Source organism: Pseudomonas sp. AB6 (assembly GCF_034314105.1).
Lineage (GTDB): Bacteria > Pseudomonadota > Gammaproteobacteria > Pseudomonadales > Pseudomonadaceae > Aquipseudomonas.
In genome coordinates this window covers 3,941,516-3,959,716 of record NZ_JAVIWJ010000001.1, presented here as the reverse complement: position 1 = coordinate 3,959,716, position 18,201 = coordinate 3,941,516, and the positions used below count along the sequence as shown (strand labels likewise).

Here is an 18,201-nt window from a genome sequence, read left to right as displayed (position 1 = left end):
AATAGCCTCTGGAGTATGCCGTGCAGGTTTGCGCCAAGACGTTTAACGGCGAACAGAACCCACGATAACGTGTAATGAAAATAGGGGCGTATTTTCGCGTTTCAATGGCTGGTGCCGAAATATCCTACTGAAACAGTAGGAAATGCCCTTTGGTTGAACTTTGTAAAGCCTACACTCCTCAGAACTCTAGTCATTGTGCAAACCGTCTGCACGCGTTCAATACATGCATGAGGAGAAACCATGAGCATCGTTAAAAAAGCATCAGCCCACTGGAAAGGCGATCTGAAAAACGGTATTGGCAGCATCTCTACCGAAACCAACGTACTTAACAAAGCACCTTACGGCTTCAAGGCCCGATTTGAAGGCGGTAAGGGCACCAACCCTGAAGAACTGATTGGCGCGGCACATGCTGGCTGCTTTTCAATGGCACTGTCGATGATTCTTGAGGGCGCGGGCCTCGAAGCCGACAGCATCGACACCGACGCGGCCGTGACCTTGGAGCAATCCGCTGGTGGCTTTGATATCACCGCCATACACCTGACCTTGAAGGCGAAAATTCCTAACGCCACTCAAGCGCAATTCGACGAGCTGACCAAGAAAGCCAAAGACGGCTGCCCGGTCTCCAAAGTACTAAACGCGGCTATTACGCTGGATGCCACGTTGGTAAGTTGATGGATATGCCAACCCACGCAGCGTTGCCTGCGTGGGTTTATGGAGAACCCTGTTCCTACGCAGTGTCTATGAATGGATAACCCGGTATTGTGTTCGCTAAATCGAGGGAGTCGAACATGAAGCGCATTTTTTTAGCTGGTATCTGTACCGCATTTGCCGCTACAGCATTGGCAGCGCCAAAACCTTGCGGTGAGCTCAAGGATGAAATTGAGGCCCAGATTCAAGCTAAAAACGTAACCTCCTATACGTTGGAAATTGTTTCCAACGAGGAAGTCCACGACGAAAACATGGTTGTTGGTACCTGTGAAAACGGTACGCGAAAAATCATCTACCAACGCAACGACAAATAATCAAAGGCATGTCACTTCACGGTCTTCGGCCACCATTTGGCGCTTCGCGTCATATAGTCGGGCACTGACTGTAATCCCTGCATTCCGGGCTTCAAGGCGATAACGTTGCCCTGGCGCGAAGTGGTCGTAGCGCAAAACGATATAACACGTACGATCTCCTACGTTGTCAAATCCGCTCAAGCCAATCCCGTTGGGTTGATAGTCAAATCGCACCTGCAGTTCATGACTGCCAGGTTGCACCTGAAAATAACGACCATCTCCCCAACGCTGTCCATCGAGCTTGTCTGCCATCACCAAATTGCCGGTGTAGGTAAACATCTCGATCCACGCCTGTTGCGCGTCAACCGGAGGCAGAGCCGGAATTGCGCACCCGCTGAGAATTAGTGCAGTTATCAACAAAGGCTGGCGCATGGGGGGCTCCGTGATCGAACAGGTGTCGATGGTAGTTGCGTTCGGGGTGTGGTGTCCGGCATAACGCAGGTTGAATTAAGACATTAGGGCCAAGGCATGATTCGACACGACTTTCTGTTTCTTTGCCGTGGATTCGCGCTATTGGCAATATTGCTGCTCAGCGGCTGTACCAGTGTCGACTACTACGGTCAGCTTGCCACTGGGCAATTGCGTTTACTCCATGCTCGTGAGCCGGTAACTACTATTATTGCTGACCCTAAACGCGACCCGAAGCTGCGAAACCAACTGGTTCAATCGCAACAGGCGCGAGCGTTCGCCAGTCGCCAACTGCACCTGCCAGACAACCAAAGTTATCGGCTGTATGTCGATATCGGGCGGCCTTATGTAGTTTGGAATGTATTCGCTACCGATGAGTTTTCCCTCAACGCACAGAGCCAGTGTTTCCCTGTTGCGGGATGCGTAGCTTATCGAGGTTATTACAACCCAAGCGACGCTCGGGGCAAAGCGGCATTGCAGCGTCTGGCCGGTCAAGACGTTTATTTGAGCGGCGTTGAAACCTATTCGACGTTAGGTTGGTTCGACGATCCGATCATCAGCTCGATGCTGCATTGGGGCGATGAGCGTCTGGCAGCATTGATCTTTCATGAGTTGGCGCATCAGCGTTTTTACGTGAAGGACGATTCTGAGTTCAACGAGTCTTATGCCAATTTTGTCGAGCAAGAAGGCGGTCGCCAATGGCGCGTGGCGCGTGGTTTGGCTCCGGAAAAAGAGTCGGACTCCAAACAACGGGAACAATTTACCCAACTGGTTTTAGGGGCGCGGGAACGCTTGAAAAAACTCTACGCGCAGCCGCTGCCGACGCAGGTGATGCGCGAACGTAAAGCGGCGGAGTTCGAGCGGTTGCGCAGCGACTACCGGCAGATCCGCGACAGTCAGTGGGCAGGCAATCGCCGCTACGATCCTTGGATCAATGCACCGTTGAACAACGCCAAGCTGCTGCCATTTGGATTGTATGACCAATGGGTGCCAGCGTTTGCGGCGCTGTATAAACAGGAACACGGCGATTGGTCGGCGTTTTACAGTGCGGTGGAAAAGCTGGGTGGGTTGCCGATTGAGCAGCGTAGAGCGCAGATGCGCAAGTTGATGGGTAGCTGATTTCGGGAACGGTTCGACCCTTCGCGGAAGCGATGTGTGTCACGACATGGCATCAACTCTTCAAAAACGCTCGATGCATTTCGGCCAATGTCGCAAAGTGGTAAGTCGGTGATTCTGCAGTCAGTTCTTCTTGACTGCCAAACCCATATCCCACCGCCGCCACATCCAAACCATTACGTTTGCCGCCGATCAAGTCATGTTTGCGGTCGCCGATCATCAAGGTTTGTTTGGGATCAAGCTGTTCTTCGCTCATCAAATAACCGATCAACTCGACCTTGTCAGTTCGCGTGCCATCAAGTTCGCTGCCGTAAATCACTTTAAAGTGCTTGGCGAAATTAAAGTGCCGGGCGATTTCCCGGGCAAACTCCCAGGGTTTTGAGGTCGCTATGTACAGCTGCCGATCCTGCTTGGCGAGGGTTTCCAGCAGCTCAATCACGCCATCAAACACCCGATTCTCATACAGCCCGGTGACCCTGAACCGCTTGCGATAAAACCCTACCGCCTCCCAGGCCTTTGCCTCATCGAATTCGTAGAACTGCATGAACGCCTGCAACAACGGCGGGCCGATGAAGTGTTCAAGCTTGGTCAGATCCGGCTCATCAATACCCAGACGGCTCAAGGCAAACTGGATCGAACGAGTAATACCCAAGCGCGGGTCGGTCAAGGTGCCATCGAGGTCGAACAAAATAGTTTGGTAGTGCATGGAAATCCTAAAAGCAGGCTTGTACGGCATGTTAAATCGGCTGGTCATACCCTTCGACCAGGTGCTGATCCTTGAGCTTCACGTAGTTGCCAGCACTGTAACTAAAAAACGCTCGTTCTTTGTCGTTCAGTGCGCGAACCTGTTTGACCGGACTGCCGACGTACAAAAACCCACTGGCCAATCGCTTGCCTGGCGGCACCAGGCTGCCTGCGCCGATGATCACCTCGTCCTCAACCACCGCGCCATCCATCACGATGCTGCCCATACCAATCAAAATGCGATTACCGACAGTGCAGCCATGCAGCATGACCTTGTGCGCAATAGTCACTTCGTCGCCAATCAGCAACGCAAAGCCGTCCGGGTTGAACGGACCTGCATGGGTGATATGCAGCACGCAGCCGTCTTGAACGCTGGTGCGGGCGCCGATGCGGATACGGTGCATGTCGCCGCGAATCACCGTCAATGGCCAGACCGAACTGTCAGCGCCAATCTCGACATCCCCTATCACGACGGCAGATCGATCGACAAATGCACGTTCGGCAAGCACCGGCATGTGTCCCTGAAACGGTCGAATAGTCACGATAGCTTCCTTCTTTAGGAGTGATAGATGGGTCTGAGTGCTGCGGTCGGCGTCGATTGTAATTAAGATGGACCCACGTTTCCTCAAGCCAAGGTGTTTAACCGTGAGCGCGAACAACCCTCTTTTACAACCGTATGACCTGCCACCGTTCTCCGCCATTCGTGCCGAGCACGTCAAACCGGCGATTGAACAGATTCTTGCCGACAACCGCAAGGCGATTACCGAGCTGCTCGTGACCGAGGGTAAACAGCCGACTTGGGCCGGGCTGATTCTGGCGATGGACGAGCTCAACGACCGTCTGGGTGCCGCCTGGAGTCCGGTCAGCCATCTCAATGCCGTGTGCAATAGCCCCGAGTTGCGCGAGGCTTACGAGTCTTGTCTACCCGCATTGAGCGCTTACTCCACCGAAATGGGCCAGAACCGGGAATTGTTTCAGGCCTTCGAGGCGTTGGCCAATGGTCCTGAAGCCGCGGGTTTTGATGTCGCGCAGAAAACCATTCTTGAGCATTCGTTGCGCGATTTCCGTTTGTCGGGTATCGATTTGCCGCCAGAACAGCAGCTGCGGTATGCCGAGGTGCAGGCCAAGTTGTCCGAATTGGGCAGCCATTTCTCAAATCAACTGCTCGACGCGACTCAAGCCTGGACCAAGCACGTCACCGACGAAGCAGCCCTCGCCGGGTTGACCGACTCGGCCAAAGCGCAGATGGCCGCAGCGGCGAAAGCCAAAGACCTCGACGGCTATTTGATCACCTTGGAATTCCCGAGCTACTTCGCGGTGATGACCTACGCCGAAGACCGTGCCCTGCGTGAAGAACTTTACGCGGCGTACTGCACCCGTGCGTCGGACCAAGGCCCGAACGCTGGGCAGAATGACAACGGCCCGGTCATGGAGCAGATCCTCGACCTGCGTCGGGAATTGGCTCAGCTGTTGGGTTTTGCCAGTTTCTCTGAACTGAGCCTGGCGACCAAGATGGCTGAATCCAGCGATCAGGTGCTGAGTTTCCTGCGTGATCTGGCCAAGCGCAGCAAGCCGTTTGCTGTTCAGGATCTCCAGCAGCTCAAGGCCTACGCGGCCGAACAAGGTTGTGACGACCTGCAAAGCTGGGACAGCGGTTTCTACGGGGAAAAACTCCGTGAACAGCGCTACAGCGTTTCTCAGGAGACCCTGCGCGCCTACTTCCCCATCGACAACGTGCTGAGCGGCCTGTTTGCGATTGTGCAGCGTCTGTACGGGATCGAAATCACTGAACAGAAAGGATTCGACACCTGGCACCCGGATGTTCGCCTGTTCGAAATCAAAGAGAATGGCCAGCACGTCGGGCGCTTCTTCTTCGACCTCTACGCTCGCGCCAACAAGCGTGGCGGCGCCTGGATGGACGGTGCCCGTGACCGTCGTCGCACCGCTGAAGGCCGGCTGCAAAGCCCGGTGGCGAATCTGGTGTGCAACTTCACCCCAGCCGTCGGCGGTAAACCTGCGTTGTTGACCCACGATGAAGTAACCACCCTGTTCCACGAATTTGGCCATGGCCTGCACCACTTGCTGACCCGCGTTGAACATGCCGGTGTGTCCGGTATTAACGGTGTGGCGTGGGATGCCGTGGAGTTGCCTAGCCAGTTCATGGAGAACTGGTGCTGGGAGCCTGAAGGCTTGGCGCTGATTTCCGCGCATTACCAGTCCGGCGAAGCGCTGCCCCAGGATTTGCTGGAAAAAATGCTCGCCGCGAAAAACTTCCAGTCTGGGCTGATGATGGTTCGTCAGCTGGAGTTTTCGCTGTTTGACTTCGAACTGCATGCGACCCACGGCGATGGTCGAAGCGTGGCGCAGGTGCTGGAAAATATCCGCGACGAAGTGTCGGTAATGCGTCCGCCTGCCTATAACCGCTTCCCCAACAGCTTTGCGCACATCTTTGCTGGAGGCTACGCGGCGGGTTACTACAGTTACAAGTGGGCGGAAGTGTTGTCAGCCGATGCCTTCTCGAAGTTCGAAGAAGACGGGGTATTCAACGCCGAAACCGGCCGCGCGTTCCGTAACGCGATCCTGGCGCGTGGCGGTTCACAGGCGCCGATGGTGCTGTTCGTGGACTTCCGCGGACGTGAACCGTCGATTGACGCCCTGTTGCGCCATTCAGGCTTGAGTGAGGAAGCGGCAGCATGACCGATACACCCGTCACCATCACCAAACGACGCTTCATTGCCGGGGCTGTTTGCCCGGCGTGCAGCGAGCCGGACAAGTTGATGATGTGGAGCGAGAACGACGTGCCTCACCGCGAATGCGTGAGCTGTGGTTACTCAGACACACTCAACGAGCAAGGCTTATCGGTGCCCAAGGAATTGGGCACTCGGGTCAATACGGCGCCGGCCAAAGTGGCTGACCCTAAGGTGCAGGGCGTGCAGTTCTTCCCTAATCCGAAGCTGAAAAAGCCGGTTGAGCCGAACTAATAACGTCCCGCATCACGACTCGCGAATGAATCCCCCTTAGAAGATTCCAGAATCTTTGGGGGAGCTTGCTCTGTCAGATAAAACGCGAAACCTGAGGGCTTGCCCGCAATCGGCTACGCAGCAGTCGTAAAAGCAGCAACACAATCTTTCAGCTGAAACAAGCAGCTATCGGAAGCGTTTTGCGATCCATCGCGAGCGAGCGCGCGTCTAAAGCTCGCCTGGCATTAAAGCTCGGTGCAGTCGTGCTCAGGTTTTTGTGGAGAAAATCCTTATTCGACGATACTGTATGTATAAACAGTAAGTGGAAAATCGTATGTCTATCTCCCTGCCCCCTCGCGGTCGTGGCACTGCGAGCAATCCCTACAATCGCTTTGCGCCCAACCGATCCGTAGCCGAGGACGATGGTTGGTACCAAGAAGTGCCAATGACCCAGGGCACTGAAGTGCGTAGCGAAACGGCGAAGACGATCATTACCCGCAATACTTCACCGGATATTCCATTTGATCGGTCAATCAATCCCTATCGAGGATGTGAGCACGGGTGCATTTATTGTTACGCCCGGCCCAGCCATGCTTACTGGGATATGTCGCCGGGGCTGGATTTTGAAACCAAACTGATCGCCAAAACCAATGCTGCTGCGGTGCTTGAGCAACAGTTGTCCAAGCCGGGATATCGTTGTGCGCCCATAACCCTGGGCTCTAACACCGATCCTTATCAGCCGATTGAGCGCGAGTACAAAATCACCCGGGCGCTGCTTGAGGTTCTGCTGCGCTATCGGCATCCGGTGACGATCATCACCAAAGGTTCGTTGATTTTGCGCGATCTTGACCTGCTGGCGGAGTTGGCCAAACAGCGCCTGGTGTCTGTGTTTATTAGTCTGACGACCCTTGATGACGAGCTAAAGCGCATTCTTGAACCCCGCGCTGCGGCGCCCAAGGCCCGGTTGAGGGCAATTCGGGTTATGCGCCAGGCGGGTATTCCTGTCGGCGTGTTGTGCGCGCCGATGATCCCGATGATCAATGACAGTGAACTGGAGAGCCTGTTGGCCGAGGCCAAAGCGGCGGGCGCATTGAGTGCTAGCTACGTCATGCTGCGATTGCCGCTGGAAGTTGCTCCGCTGTTCGAAGAGTGGCTGCACGCTCACTACCCGCAACGGGCGGCGCATGTGATGAGCCTTATCCGGCAGGTTCGCGGTGGCGAGTTGTATGACAGTCGCTTTGGCGTGCGTATGCGAGGTCAAGGCCCCTTCGCCGATCTGTTGGCCCAGCGCTACAACGTTGCAGTGAAGCGTCTTGGGTTGAATCATCGGGAGAGTCTCAGCTTGGATTGCGAAGCGTTTTGCCCGCCTGGAGGGCAGATGTCGTTGTTGTAATGTACGTGCCCTTTAATGTCAGACTCGCCATTGTCGGAAGGTCTTTGGGCCCTTATCGCAGTGTTGGAAACTCTGTCGCTTCAGTTTCAATTAAGCTTATGCCAGTACGGTTCAGTCAAAGTGGCCAGTTGGTCACGTTCCCTTGGAGACGATTACCATGAGTGGCACTGACAAACAGCCCTTGGCTGCGGAAAGCGCCGATGTAGCGCTTAAGCATATCGTTGATGGATTTCTGCATTTTCGCCATGAAGTTTTCCCGAAACAGGAGGAGCTCTTCAAAAGCCTGGCCACTGTCCAACGGCCGCGCGCGATGTTTATTGCCTGCGCCGACTCACGGATCGTGCCGGAGCTTATTACCCAAAGTTCTCCGGGCGATTTGTTTGTTACCCGCAACGTCGGTAACGTTGTGCCGCCTTATGGTCAGATGAATGGTGGCGTTTCAACTGCCATCGAGTACGCGGTGATCGCCTTGGGCGTGCAGCACATCATTATTTGCGGACATTCCGATTGCGGCGCGATGCGCGCTGTCCTTAACCCACAAACCCTTGAAAAAATGCCCACGGTCAAAGCGTGGCTGCGGCATGCCGAAGTGGCGAAGACGGTTGTCGAAGACAATTGCCACTGTGCAGATGAGCAGGAGAGCATGCACGTACTGACTCAGGAAAACGTGATCGCGCAGTTGCAGCATCTGCGTACGCATCCGTCAGTGGCATCGAAGATGGCCAGCGGTCAGTTGTTTATTCACGGTTGGGTTTACAGCATTGAAACCAGTGACATTCTGGCTTATGACGCCGAACAGGATTGTTTCCTGCCGCTTGATGGCTCGCACCCTATTCCGGTGGCAACGCCCAAGTCGCGTTTCTAGCATTTGCAAATAGGTTGCGCACGACCCCCGGCGTGTGAGTCGGCTGAGTCGTGCGCGGGCGCAGTCTTGCCCTTAATGCGTTTGTGACGTGTCCAAATCGAGTCCGACGCCCAGTTGGCGCGACAGGCTCGGCCAGCGCTTCCACGCCGCTTCGGTGTCAGGGCTCTTAAGGCGTTCGCGATACGCCTCTACTGACTCTAGCGCGAAGCTATCTTCGTCGAGCATTTCATCCACCGCATGGTGTACAGCTTCGTCTAGCTGGTTAGCAAAAGCTTCGCCGATCAACTGATGGGCAATAACGCTCGCCACGGTGGTGTTCGAGGGAATCAGCGGCTGACCAAAGTGCTTGATGTAGAGGTCGTTTACCTCCTCAACCAGACGATGGGCTAGATAGGCTTCGTCTAGCAAGCTGTCCAACCCTTCATGACCGGCCATAATCGCGGGCGGTTGAAGAAAAAACTGTTCGGCGATCTTCAAGACAGGTTTGATCTGCGCTTCAATGCCCGCCTCGATAGCCACCGCATTGGCAGCCTCTAGCAAGTCGGGAACCAGTTCAATATAAGCTGCTACAAAGCGTGTCAAAACGCCTTTCGCATCTAATTCAGGGACGTGAATGGCGGGGTGCAGGTGTGGCAACTGAGTTTCAAGCTGACGCGACAATTGACCGGTATCGGCCTCGTGTTGGAGCGCTTGTTGAATCTGCTCGCGCAAAGCGGCGGTGTTCATGAAAACTCCTGAACGTAATGAAATAAGGCAAAAAGCAAAACGAAGTCATACGGTAGCCTGCTTATAAAATTCTCTCAGACGCATTTGTCATAACAACTTCACACGTTTGTGGGTGACCTATATAAGCAGTTTCATTTTGTCGACGCATTGTGCGCCCCTCATAGCTGCGAATCGACAATTTAGCCAGCTAACGAGATTTTGCGTCAGCACATTGCGAGGTCTCAAGCGCTGTCTATACTCGGGGTTGAAGGAAGATTAACCGGCGACGCCCGAATGAATTCGCAGCTTTGGCCCGACCGTCAAGCCACCATTCTTGACAGCCGCTCCCTTGGCCGCAGATGAAAGTGAAAGCCGGCGGGATAACAAGAACGATAAGGGGAACCCGCAATGATGCGACATCCATATGTCTGGATGGGCTTGCTGTTGTCGTCAATATTCAATCAGGCGCAGGCCGCTTGGACGACGAATATGGCGCCAGGAGCGACCGAAGTCAGTCATGAGATATTCGATTTACACATGACCATTTTCTGGATATGCGTAGTGATCGGTATCGTCGTTTTTGGGGCCATGTTTTGGTCGATGATTCTTCATCGGCGCTCTACTGGGCAAGTGGCCGCCAAGTTTCACGAGAGTACGCGAGTTGAAATTGCCTGGACAATTGTGCCGCTGGTGATTTTGATCGTAATGGTTATTCCTGCCACCCGAACCATGATCAAAATGTACGATACCGGTGCGTCGGATATCGATATCCAGATAACCGGTTATCAATGGAAGTGGCATTACAAATATCTAGGACAAGACGTCGAATTTTTCAGCAACTTGGCTACCCCTGCTGCGCAGATACACAACAAAGAAGCCAAGGGCGAAAACTACTTACTCGAAGTTGACGAGCCATTGGTTATTCCAGTGGGAAAGAAAATCCGGTTTCTGGTGACCGCTGCTGACGTCATCCACTCGTGGTGGGTGCCAGCGTTTGCAGTCAAGCGCGACGCCATTCCGGGGTTCATCAACGAAGCTTGGACCCGTGTCGATAAACCCGGGATCTACCGAGGTCAGTGTTCAGAATTGTGTGGCAAAGACCACGGCTTCATGCCGATTGTGGTGGAAGCCAAGACTCAGGCTGACTACGACACTTGGCTGGCGGGGCGCAAACTTGAAAGCGCCAAACTCAAGGAGTTGACCAGTAAAGACTGGACGATGGATGAGTTGGTGGCCCGTGGCGATAAGGTTTATCACACCACCTGCGTGGCTTGTCATCAGGCGGAAGGTCAGGGCCTGCCGCCGATGTTCCCGGCGCTTAAGGGTTCGAAAACTGTCACCGGGCCCAAAGAAGGCCACCTGAACACCGTGTTCCATGGTCGTCCCGGTACGGCGATGGCGGCGTTCGGTAAACAGCTTTCAGAAGTGGATATTGCGGCGGTGGTTACTTACGAGCGCAATGCTTGGGGTAATAACAAAGGCGACATGGTCACCCCCAAAGATGTGTTGGCTCTGAAACAGGCGGACGCGAAATGACCTCGTCCATGGCTGAATCACGTCGTTTCGCAGACTGTTTTGCAGGAGACAGATCATGAGTGCAGTGATCGATGACCATGGCCACGTGGGCCATGTTGATGACCATGCGCATGGCCCCGCGAAGGGCCTGATGCGCTGGGTACTGACCACTAACCACAAGGACATTGGCACGCTGTACCTCTGGTTCAGCTTCTGTATGTTTTTGCTCGGCGGGTCGTTCGCCATGGTGATACGCGCAGAGCTGTTTCAGCCCGGACTGCAAATCGTCGAGCCGGCGTTCTTCAACCAGATGACCACCATGCACGGTCTGGTGATGGTGTTTGGCGCGGTGATGCCCGCGTTTGTCGGTCTTGCCAACTGGATGATCCCGTTGATGATCGGCGCGCCCGACATGGCGCTGCCGAGGATGAACAACTTCAGCTTCTGGCTACTTCCGGCGGCTTTTTTGCTCTTGATCTCGACGTTATTTATGCCCGGTGGTGGCCCGAACTTCGGCTGGACCTTCTATGCGCCGTTGTCGACAACCTACGCGCCGGAAAGTGTGACCTTCTTCATTTTTGCCATTCACATGATGGGCATCAGTTCGATAATGGGCGCGATCAACGTGATTGCGACCATCCTCAACCTGCGCGCGCCCGGCATGACGTTAATGAAGATGCCGTTGTTCGTTTGGACATGGCTGATCACGGCATTTCTATTGATCGCGGTGATGCCAGTGCTGGCTGGATGCGTGACCATGATGTTAATGGACATCCACTTCGGCACCAGTTTTTTCAGCGCGGCGGGCGGTGGTGATCCGGTGTTGTTCCAGCATGTGTTCTGGTTTTTTGGGCACCCTGAGGTGTACATCATGATCCTGCCGGCGTTTGGCGCGGTCAGTTCGATCATCCCGACGTTTTCGCGTAAACCGCTGTTTGGCTATACCTCGATGGTTTATGCGGTGGCAAGCATCGCGTTTCTGTCGTTTATCGTATGGGCGCACCATATGTTCGTAGTGGGCATTCCGTTAGTGGGTGAGTTGTTCTTTATGTACGCCACAATGCTCATTGCGGTGCCCACCGGGGTGAAGGTGTTCAACTGGGTTAGCACCATGTGGCAAGGCTCGCTGAGCTTTGAGACGCCGATGTTGTTCGCTGTTGCCTTCGTGATTTTGTTCAGCATCGGCGGATTTTCTGGGCTAATGCTGGCCATCGCTCCTGCGGACTTCCAGTATCAGGACACCTATTTCGTGGTGGCGCACTTCCACTACGTGCTGGTACCGGGTGCAATTTTCGGAATCTTCGCCTCGGCTTACTACTGGTTGCCGAAATGGACCGGGCACATGTACGACGAAACGCTGGGCAAGCTGCATTTCTGGCTGTCCTTTATCGGCATGAACGTCGCGTTTTTTCCGATGCACTTTCTCGGGCTAGCTGGCATGCCACGGCGTATTCCCGATTACAACTTACAGTTTGCAAATTTCAACATGGTGTCGTCCATCGGAGCATTTACCTTTGGTGCTACGCAGATCTTCTTCCTGTTCATCGTGATCAAAACTATTCGCGGCGGCCCTCCAGCGCCAGCCAAGCCTTGGGATGGTGCCGATGGATTGGAATGGAGTATTCCATCCCCCGCGCCGTATCACACCTTCACCACGCCGCCAGAAGTGAAGTGACATGGACGAACAGCGTTCAATCCGGCGCTTGGTCATCCGCCTCTTGATGTTGGTGGTGCTGATGTTTGCGTTCGGTTTCGCGTTGGTGCCGCTGTATGACGTGATGTGCAAGGCGCTCGGCATCAATGGCAAGACCGGCGATAAATACGAAGGCTCCCAAGTGATTGATCAGAGTCGTCAGGTGCAGGTGCAATTTCTATCGAGCAACAACAGCGACATGGTTTGGGACTTCTACCCAAAGGGCGATGTGTTGGACGTACACCCCGGCGCGGTCAACGAGATGCTGTTCGTGGCGCATAACCCGACCAACCATGTGATGAAAGCGCAGGCAATCCCGAGCATCTCGCCGGGCGAAGTCGCGGTGTATTTCCACAAGACTGAATGCTTTTGCTTCACACAACAAACCTTGCAGCCGGGCGAGCGAATCGAAATGCCGGTGCGCTTCATCCTCGATCGCGAATTACCCAAAGACGTGAAACAACTGACCTTGGCTTATACGCTGTTTGACATCACCGCTCGCTCGCCGCCAGTTGCCAAAGTCGCCAGCAATGACGGCCAAGACCTTGCAACCAAGGGTGCCCGATAAGGAGAACAATAAGATGGCAATTCACGAGCATTACTACGTTCCCGCGCAAAGCAAGTGGCCGATTATCGCTACGGTCGGCATGTTCACTACGATGTTTGGCCTTGGCACCTGGTTCAACGACCTGAAGGCGGCACGTCCCGAATCCCACGGACCATTGATCTTTTTTGTGGGCGGATTGTTGTTGGCCTACATGCTGTTTGGCTGGTTTGGAACCGTTATCAAGGAAAGCCGTTCGGGGTTGTTCAGTGCGCAAATGGACCGTTCGTTTCGCTGGGGAATGAGCTGGTTTATCTTCTCCGAAATCATGTTTTTTATCGCATTCTTTGGCGCGCTGTTCTACGTGCGCACTTGGGCCGGTCCATGGCTGGGCGGTGAAGGTTCTAAGGGTGTGGCGCACATGCTTTGGCCGAACTTTCACTACGCCTGGCCGCTAATGAATCCACCTGACCCAAAGCTCTTTCCTGGTCCGAAAGAGGTGATTAACCCGTGGCACTTGCCGCTGATCAATACCGTCCTGCTGGTCAGCTCCAGCGCCACGGTCACAGTTGCTCACCACGCATTGAAAAAAGGCCACCGTGGCGCCCTAAAAATTTGGTTGGCGATCACCGTGTTACTGGGCTTGAGCTTTTTGATGTTGCAGGCAACCGAATACATGGAGGCGTATCACGAACTGGGCCTGACCTTGGGTTCGGGCATCTACGGCGCTACGTTTTTCATGCTCACCGGTTTTCACGGCGCCCACGTCACCATCGGCACGATCATTCTGTTTGTCATGTTGATGCGAGTGATGCGCGGGCATTTTGACGCCGAACATCAATTCGGCTTCGAGGCGGCCAGTTGGTATTGGCACTTTGTCGACGTTGTGTGGATTGGCTTGTTTGTTTTCGTCTATGTGCTTTAAGCGCCGGATCATCTGCCGGTAGCTTTAGGCCCTACGTATTGACGAACGACTTACCAGCTCACATGTGACACCAGTTGACCGCTGTAAAAGCCCCAGGCGATCAAGATAACGGTGATCGCGGCGAGGCAAACACGTACGGTTAGCGCTTTAACTACTCGGTTGGAACTGCTGTCGTCTTTGACTAGAAAAAACAGGCCGCTGAACAGGCTGATCATCGTGGCAACGAGCATTAGAACAATCGCCGCTTTGAGCATGATGCAACTCCGGGACGAGTCGGGTGGGAAGACATGCCATGCAGTATAGACAGTCGCCAATCGACAGAATCGGAGGCGCCATGAAACATTTTCAACCCGGCATGGCGCCCACGGTGGTGGTTTTCCTGTTGCTGCCGCTGCTGATATTTCTGGGTTTCTGGCAGCTAGACCGGGGAGAGGAGAAGCGCGTGTTGCTCAACCAATTTGCCGAACGTCGAATAGCTGAACCCATCACCAGTACCCAGCTGGAACAAACCGTCGATCCGGCTTATCGACGGGTGCAACTGCGGGGTCAATTCGATGCTGCGCATAGCCTCATGCTGGACAACAGCACTCGTGGCGGTCGCGGCGGCATTGAGTTAATTCAACCTTTTCATGATCAGGCTAGCGGACTTTGGTTATGGGTTAATCGCGGCTGGCTACCTTGGCCTACCCGGCGCACGCCGCCGGTTTTTAACACGCCAGAGCAAGTGCTGAATTTAAACGCCTGGGTTTACATGCCCTCTGGCGCAACCTTTCAGTTAGGCGCGGACCCTGTGGGCGCGCCTTGGCCCCGATTGGTCACGGCGGTTAATCCCGCAAAACTCTGGGATGAACTCGGTCGAGAAGGATTTGCCGACGAATTACGGCTCGAACCTGGGCCAGCAGCGTATCAGCTTGATTGGCCTGTGGTGGCTATGGGGCCGGAGAAACACCTCGGTTATGCCGTTCAGTGGTTTGCCATGGCCGCAGCGTTGTTCGGTTTGTTTCTGTATCTGGGGTATCGCAACGCCAAGGAGAAAAAGCATGGGACGAGCCATGAATCCAATCAGCATGTCTGAAACACGTCCGCCAACATCGCGTCGTAAAGGCCGCTTGCAGCTTATTTTAGTTGCATTGATCGCAATCGGCCCAATGGTTCTCGCCACCGGCATGTACAAGCTCCAGTTTTGGGTCCCGGACACCCGCAGTTTTCACGGTGAGATGATCGGCAACGGTCAAAGCCGTGCAGAGCTTGGAGTACAGGCGGATGAACAGCGTTGGCAGTTGTTGGTCAGTGCGCCGCAGAACTGCGAGGCGGATTGCCAACACCTTGTTTATTTGGCGCGCCAACTGAATATCGGGCTGGGCCAGGATGCTGCGCGGGCCAGTCACGGTTTGGCCGTTGGCCAGCCATTAAGTGCCGATTACAGCGCCAAACTGGCTCGCGATTATCCAAAATTACAACGCTATCCGTTGGACTTGTCGCTTTACAACAAGGCTGTACCCGGCGCGGAAGCGCCACACCTTTGGATCGTCGATCCCCACGGCAACCTGGTACTGCGTTACGACGCCAAGGTTAACGGCAAGGACTTGCTCAACGATCTACGCCAACTGTTGAAACTGTCGAACATCGGATAGGGCATCGTAATGGCCAGACCTGGATTTCGCCTCGCTTTACTTGCCACGCTGCTTGCGCTGGCTGTGATCGTACTCGGTGCCTTTACCCGGCTGACGCATGCCGGTCTAGGCTGTCCTGACTGGCCGGGTTGCTACGGTTTTATCAGTGTGCCTAACACCGAGGCACAGCTGGCACATGCCGAACTGCACTTCCCCGATACGCCGGTAGAGCCACATAAGGGCCGCAATGAGATGATTCACCGGTATTTTGCGGGCAGCTTGGCGTTGATGATCATTGTGCTAGCGGCACAAGCGTTACGTCGTAGGCATCATGAGGGGCAACCGTTCAAGTTGCCGATGGTGATGCTTGGGGTGGTGGTTGCCCAAGCGGCGTTTGGTATGTGGACGGTGACCCTCAAGCTTTGGCCGCAGGTGGTCACGGCTCACTTGCTGGGAGGGGTCGCCACGTTAAGCCTTTTGTTTTTGCTAACACTGCGGTTATCTGGCGCTTTAGCTCCGCTGCCAGAGTTGCCCCCGCGGTTGCGTCATTTGGCCGCACTGGGATTGGTGTTGGTGGTGGCGCAAATCGCCTTGGGCGGTTGGGTCAGTTCCAACTACGCGGCCGTGGCGTGCATTGATTTACCAACGTGTCATGGCCAATGGTGGCCCAAAGCGGACTTCGTCAACGGTTTTCGTCTGACCCAACACATTGGCCCGAATTACTTGGGCGGGCAATTGGACAGTGATGCGCGCACAGCGATTCACATCACCCATCGATTGGGCGCGCTGCTAGTCACCTTGGTGTTGCTGGTGCTGGCGTGGCAGCTCAAACGGGCCGGGCTAAAAGGCATGGCGTCATTGGTGGTGATGGCATTGGGGCTGCAAGTTGCGTTGGGTATTAGTAATGTGGTCTTTCATCTGCCGCTGCCGATTGCAGTGGCACATAACGTTGGGGGCGCCGTGTTGATGTTAGCGGTCACGCTGGTGAACTACCGCGCCAGGTCGGCGCGGAGCTGGGCAACCAGAACTACACCTCGGCTTGGCATTGAAGCAATGGACCATGGGCACGGGTATCTGCATCCGGGTAAATAGCCTGCACACAATAATAACGATAAGGAGAGATGCCGTGACTACTCTAGTCCGCGAGCAACACCATCAGGCTATCTGGCGGGATTACCTTGAACTGACCAAGCCGAAGGTGGTGGTGCTGATGCTCATCACGTCTCTGGTCGGGATGTTTCTCGCCACTCGCGCGGGCGTGCCGTGGACCGTGTTGGTGTTTGGCAATATGGGGATCGCGTTTTGCGCGGGCGGCGCGGCTGTGGTTAATCATGTAGTGGATCGACGTATCGACGCAGTGATGGCGCGTACCAAAAAAAGGCCGTTGGCCGAGGGCCGTGTAACCCCCGCTGCTGCTTTGACCTTTGCTCTGTTGCTGGCGGCGGCGGGCCAAGCCTTGTTGCTTGCGTTTACCAACCCACTGACGGCTTGGCTGACGCTGGCTTCGTTATTGGGTTACGCAGTGATCTACACCGGATTCCTGAAGCGTGCGACGCCGCAGAACATCGTGATTGGAGGCCTCGCTGGCGCAGCGCCGCCGTTGCTCGGTTGGGTGGCTACCACCGGCCATGTGAGTGCCGAGTCGCTATTGTTGGTGCTAATCATCTTCGCCTGGACCCCGCCGCATTTCTGGGCGCTGGCAATTCATCGCAAGGAGGAATACGCCAAAGCGGACATTCCGATGCTGCCGGTTACTCATGGCGAGCATTACACCAAGGTCCATATTCTGCTGTACACAATGGTGCTGTTAGCGGTCAGTATGCTGCCGTATGTCATTCATATGAGCGGCATGCTTTATCTGCTATGCGCATTAGGTTTGGGTGCGCGCTTTCTGTGGATGTCATGGGTGCTGTACCGTGGCATCAAACCGCACGCGGCTATCAACACCTTCAAGTACTCTATTTATTACTTGTTCCTGTTGTTCATTGCGCTGCTCGTCGATCACTACTTATTGTTGAATCTATGACTCGAGTTCAAAAAACGGTTTTTATTCTGGTCGCGATTGTGGCCTTGGTTCTGGGCCTTACGGTTAATCAGGTGTTGTCCAACAGAGGTCAGGGCGATCCGACGGCTATGATTGATGCGGGGATCATTTTGCTGCCCACCAGCCGTAGCCTGCCTGACCTTAAGATGACAAATCAGGACGGCAAAGCAGTATCCATCGCTCAATTGAAAGGCAAATGGACGATGCTGTTTTTCGGCTACACCTTCTGTCCGGACATTTGCCCGACCACCCTTGCCCAACTGCGTCAGATTAAAAAAGAACTGCCCAACGAGGTGCTCGGCAAATTACAAGTTGTACTGGTCAGCGTTGACCCTAATCGGGATACGCCACAACAGCTTAAACAATACCTCGGCTACTTCGACCCCGAGTTCCAAGGCCTGACAGCACCGGTTGAAGACATCCAGAAACTCGCCAACGCGGTAAGTATCCCGTTTATTCCAGCCGACACCAGCAAGCCTAATTACACCGTCGACCACAGCGGCAACCTTGCCCTCCTCGGCCCGGACGGCACCCAACGCGGCTTCATTCGCTCGCCGTTGAATAACAAGAAAATGGTCGAGCAACTGCCGCGGTTGTTGGTTCGGGAGTAAATAA

The 18,201-nt window shown here is 54.7% G+C and carries 21 protein-coding genes; 16 read left to right on the top strand and 5 right to left on the bottom strand.

Annotation, left to right across the window (positions count from 1 at the left end):
• Positions 1 to 240: 240 nt before the first annotated feature.
• Both RGW60_RS18675 and RGW60_RS18670 read left to right on the top strand, forming a co-directional pair.
• Complete coding sequence (locus tag RGW60_RS18675) at positions 241 to 672, top strand: OsmC family protein (protein WP_322205965.1); 432 nt, start codon at positions 241 to 243, stop codon at positions 670 to 672.
• Positions 673 to 788: 116 nt separating this feature from the next.
• Positions 789 to 1,022: a DUF1161 domain-containing protein gene (locus RGW60_RS18670; protein WP_322205964.1), complete on the top strand. Its 234-nt coding sequence runs from the start codon at positions 789 to 791 to the stop codon at positions 1,020 to 1,022.
• Here the strand turns inward: RGW60_RS18670 and RGW60_RS18665 are convergent, their stop codons facing one another.
• A complete protein-coding gene (locus RGW60_RS18665; RefSeq protein ID WP_322205963.1) occupies positions 1,023 to 1,433 on the bottom strand; it encodes a hypothetical protein in 411 nt (136 codons plus the stop codon).
• 96 nt (positions 1,434 to 1,529) lie between these two features.
• On the opposite strand from RGW60_RS18665, the gene RGW60_RS18660 reads away from it, so the two are divergent.
• Positions 1,530 to 2,588 carry an aminopeptidase gene (locus RGW60_RS18660; RefSeq protein WP_322205962.1) on the top strand — a complete coding sequence of 353 codons (1,059 nt, stop codon included), beginning with the start codon at positions 1,530 to 1,532 and terminating at the stop codon, positions 2,586 to 2,588.
• Positions 2,589 to 2,640: 52 nt separating this feature from the next.
• Here RGW60_RS18660 and RGW60_RS18655 read toward each other — a convergent pair whose 3' ends face one another.
• On the bottom strand, positions 2,641 to 3,291 hold the full coding sequence (locus RGW60_RS18655) for an HAD family hydrolase (RefSeq protein WP_322205961.1): 651 nt from the start codon (positions 3,289 to 3,291) through the stop codon (positions 2,641 to 2,643).
• Positions 3,292 to 3,322: 31 nt separating this feature from the next.
• Positions 3,323 to 3,871 (bottom strand): gamma carbonic anhydrase family protein, encoded by a 549-nt coding sequence (locus tag RGW60_RS18650; RefSeq protein WP_322205960.1) that lies wholly within the window; start codon positions 3,869 to 3,871, stop codon positions 3,323 to 3,325.
• Positions 3,872 to 3,974: 103 nt separating this feature from the next.
• Between RGW60_RS18650 and prlC the strand changes: the two genes are divergently transcribed.
• From prlC to RGW60_RS18630, 4 genes are all read left to right on the top strand, one after another.
• The gene (gene prlC, locus RGW60_RS18645; protein WP_322205959.1) at positions 3,975 to 6,026 is read left to right on the top strand and encodes an oligopeptidase A; all 2,052 of its coding nucleotides are present in this window, start codon (positions 3,975 to 3,977) and stop codon (positions 6,024 to 6,026) included.
• Positions 6,023 to 6,310 (top strand): YheV family putative zinc ribbon protein, encoded by a 288-nt coding sequence (locus tag RGW60_RS18640; RefSeq protein WP_322205958.1) that lies wholly within the window; start codon positions 6,023 to 6,025, stop codon positions 6,308 to 6,310. Before prlC ends, RGW60_RS18640 begins: the two co-directional genes overlap by 4 nt.
• A 313-nt stretch (positions 6,311 to 6,623) precedes the next feature.
• Entirely contained in the window at positions 6,624 to 7,682 is a 1,059-nt protein-coding gene (locus RGW60_RS18635) for a PA0069 family radical SAM protein (protein ID WP_322205957.1), read from the top strand.
• 157 nt (positions 7,683 to 7,839) lie between these two features.
• Positions 7,840 to 8,547, top strand: coding sequence for a carbonic anhydrase (locus tag RGW60_RS18630; RefSeq protein WP_322205956.1), 708 nt, complete (start codon positions 7,840 to 7,842; stop codon positions 8,545 to 8,547).
• Between the two features lie 72 nt (positions 8,548 to 8,619).
• Here RGW60_RS18630 and RGW60_RS18625 read toward each other — a convergent pair whose 3' ends face one another.
• On the bottom strand, positions 8,620 to 9,273 hold the full coding sequence (locus tag RGW60_RS18625) for a hypothetical protein (protein ID WP_322205955.1): 654 nt from the start codon (positions 9,271 to 9,273) through the stop codon (positions 8,620 to 8,622).
• Positions 9,274 to 9,660: 387 nt separating this feature from the next.
• On the opposite strand from RGW60_RS18625, the gene coxB reads away from it, so the two are divergent.
• Genes coxB through RGW60_RS18605 form a run of 4 tightly spaced genes read left to right on the top strand, consistent with a single transcriptional unit; the run spans position 9,661 to position 13,929 of the window.
• A complete protein-coding gene (gene coxB, locus RGW60_RS18620) occupies positions 9,661 to 10,788 on the top strand; it encodes a cytochrome c oxidase subunit II (RefSeq protein WP_322205954.1) in 1,128 nt (375 codons plus the stop codon).
• Positions 10,789 to 10,843: 55 nt separating this feature from the next.
• Positions 10,844 to 12,442, top strand: a complete 1,599-nt coding sequence (ctaD, locus tag RGW60_RS18615) for a cytochrome c oxidase subunit I (RefSeq protein ID WP_322205953.1) — start codon at positions 10,844 to 10,846, stop codon at positions 12,440 to 12,442.
• Between the two features lies 1 nt (position 12,443).
• Positions 12,444 to 13,028 (top strand): cytochrome c oxidase assembly protein, encoded by a 585-nt coding sequence (locus tag RGW60_RS18610; protein ID WP_322205952.1) that lies wholly within the window; start codon positions 12,444 to 12,446, stop codon positions 13,026 to 13,028.
• A gap of 13 nt (positions 13,029 to 13,041) precedes the next feature.
• Positions 13,042 to 13,929: a cytochrome c oxidase subunit 3 gene (locus tag RGW60_RS18605; RefSeq protein WP_322205951.1), complete on the top strand. Its 888-nt coding sequence runs from the start codon at positions 13,042 to 13,044 to the stop codon at positions 13,927 to 13,929.
• Positions 13,930 to 13,979: 50 nt separating this feature from the next.
• On the opposite strand, the gene RGW60_RS18600 is transcribed toward RGW60_RS18605, so the two are convergent.
• On the bottom strand, positions 13,980 to 14,183 hold the full coding sequence (locus RGW60_RS18600; protein ID WP_322205950.1) for a twin transmembrane helix small protein: 204 nt from the start codon (positions 14,181 to 14,183) through the stop codon (positions 13,980 to 13,982).
• An 80-nt stretch (positions 14,184 to 14,263) separates the two neighbouring features.
• On the opposite strand from RGW60_RS18600, the gene RGW60_RS18595 reads away from it, so the two are divergent.
• From RGW60_RS18595 to RGW60_RS18575, 5 genes are read left to right on the top strand one after another with little or no spacing between them, the layout of a single operon-like run.
• The gene (locus tag RGW60_RS18595; protein WP_322205949.1) at positions 14,264 to 15,004 is read left to right on the top strand and encodes an SURF1 family protein; all 741 of its coding nucleotides are present in this window, start codon (positions 14,264 to 14,266) and stop codon (positions 15,002 to 15,004) included.
• Positions 14,970 to 15,563: a hypothetical protein gene (locus RGW60_RS18590; protein ID WP_322205948.1), complete on the top strand. Its 594-nt coding sequence runs from the start codon at positions 14,970 to 14,972 to the stop codon at positions 15,561 to 15,563. The genes RGW60_RS18595 and RGW60_RS18590 overlap by 35 nt, the downstream gene beginning before the upstream one ends.
• A gap of 9 nt (positions 15,564 to 15,572) precedes the next feature.
• Positions 15,573 to 16,634 carry a COX15/CtaA family protein gene (locus RGW60_RS18585; protein WP_407074071.1) on the top strand — a complete coding sequence of 354 codons (1,062 nt, stop codon included), beginning with the start codon at positions 15,573 to 15,575 and terminating at the stop codon, positions 16,632 to 16,634.
• Between the two features lie 34 nt (positions 16,635 to 16,668).
• Positions 16,669 to 17,568 (top strand): heme o synthase, encoded by a 900-nt coding sequence (gene cyoE / locus RGW60_RS18580; RefSeq protein WP_322205947.1) that lies wholly within the window; start codon positions 16,669 to 16,671, stop codon positions 17,566 to 17,568.
• Positions 17,565 to 18,197, top strand: coding sequence for an SCO family protein (locus tag RGW60_RS18575; protein ID WP_322205946.1), 633 nt, complete (start codon positions 17,565 to 17,567; stop codon positions 18,195 to 18,197). The genes cyoE and RGW60_RS18575 overlap by 4 nt, the downstream gene beginning before the upstream one ends.
• Positions 18,198 to 18,201: the final 4 nt, after the last annotated feature.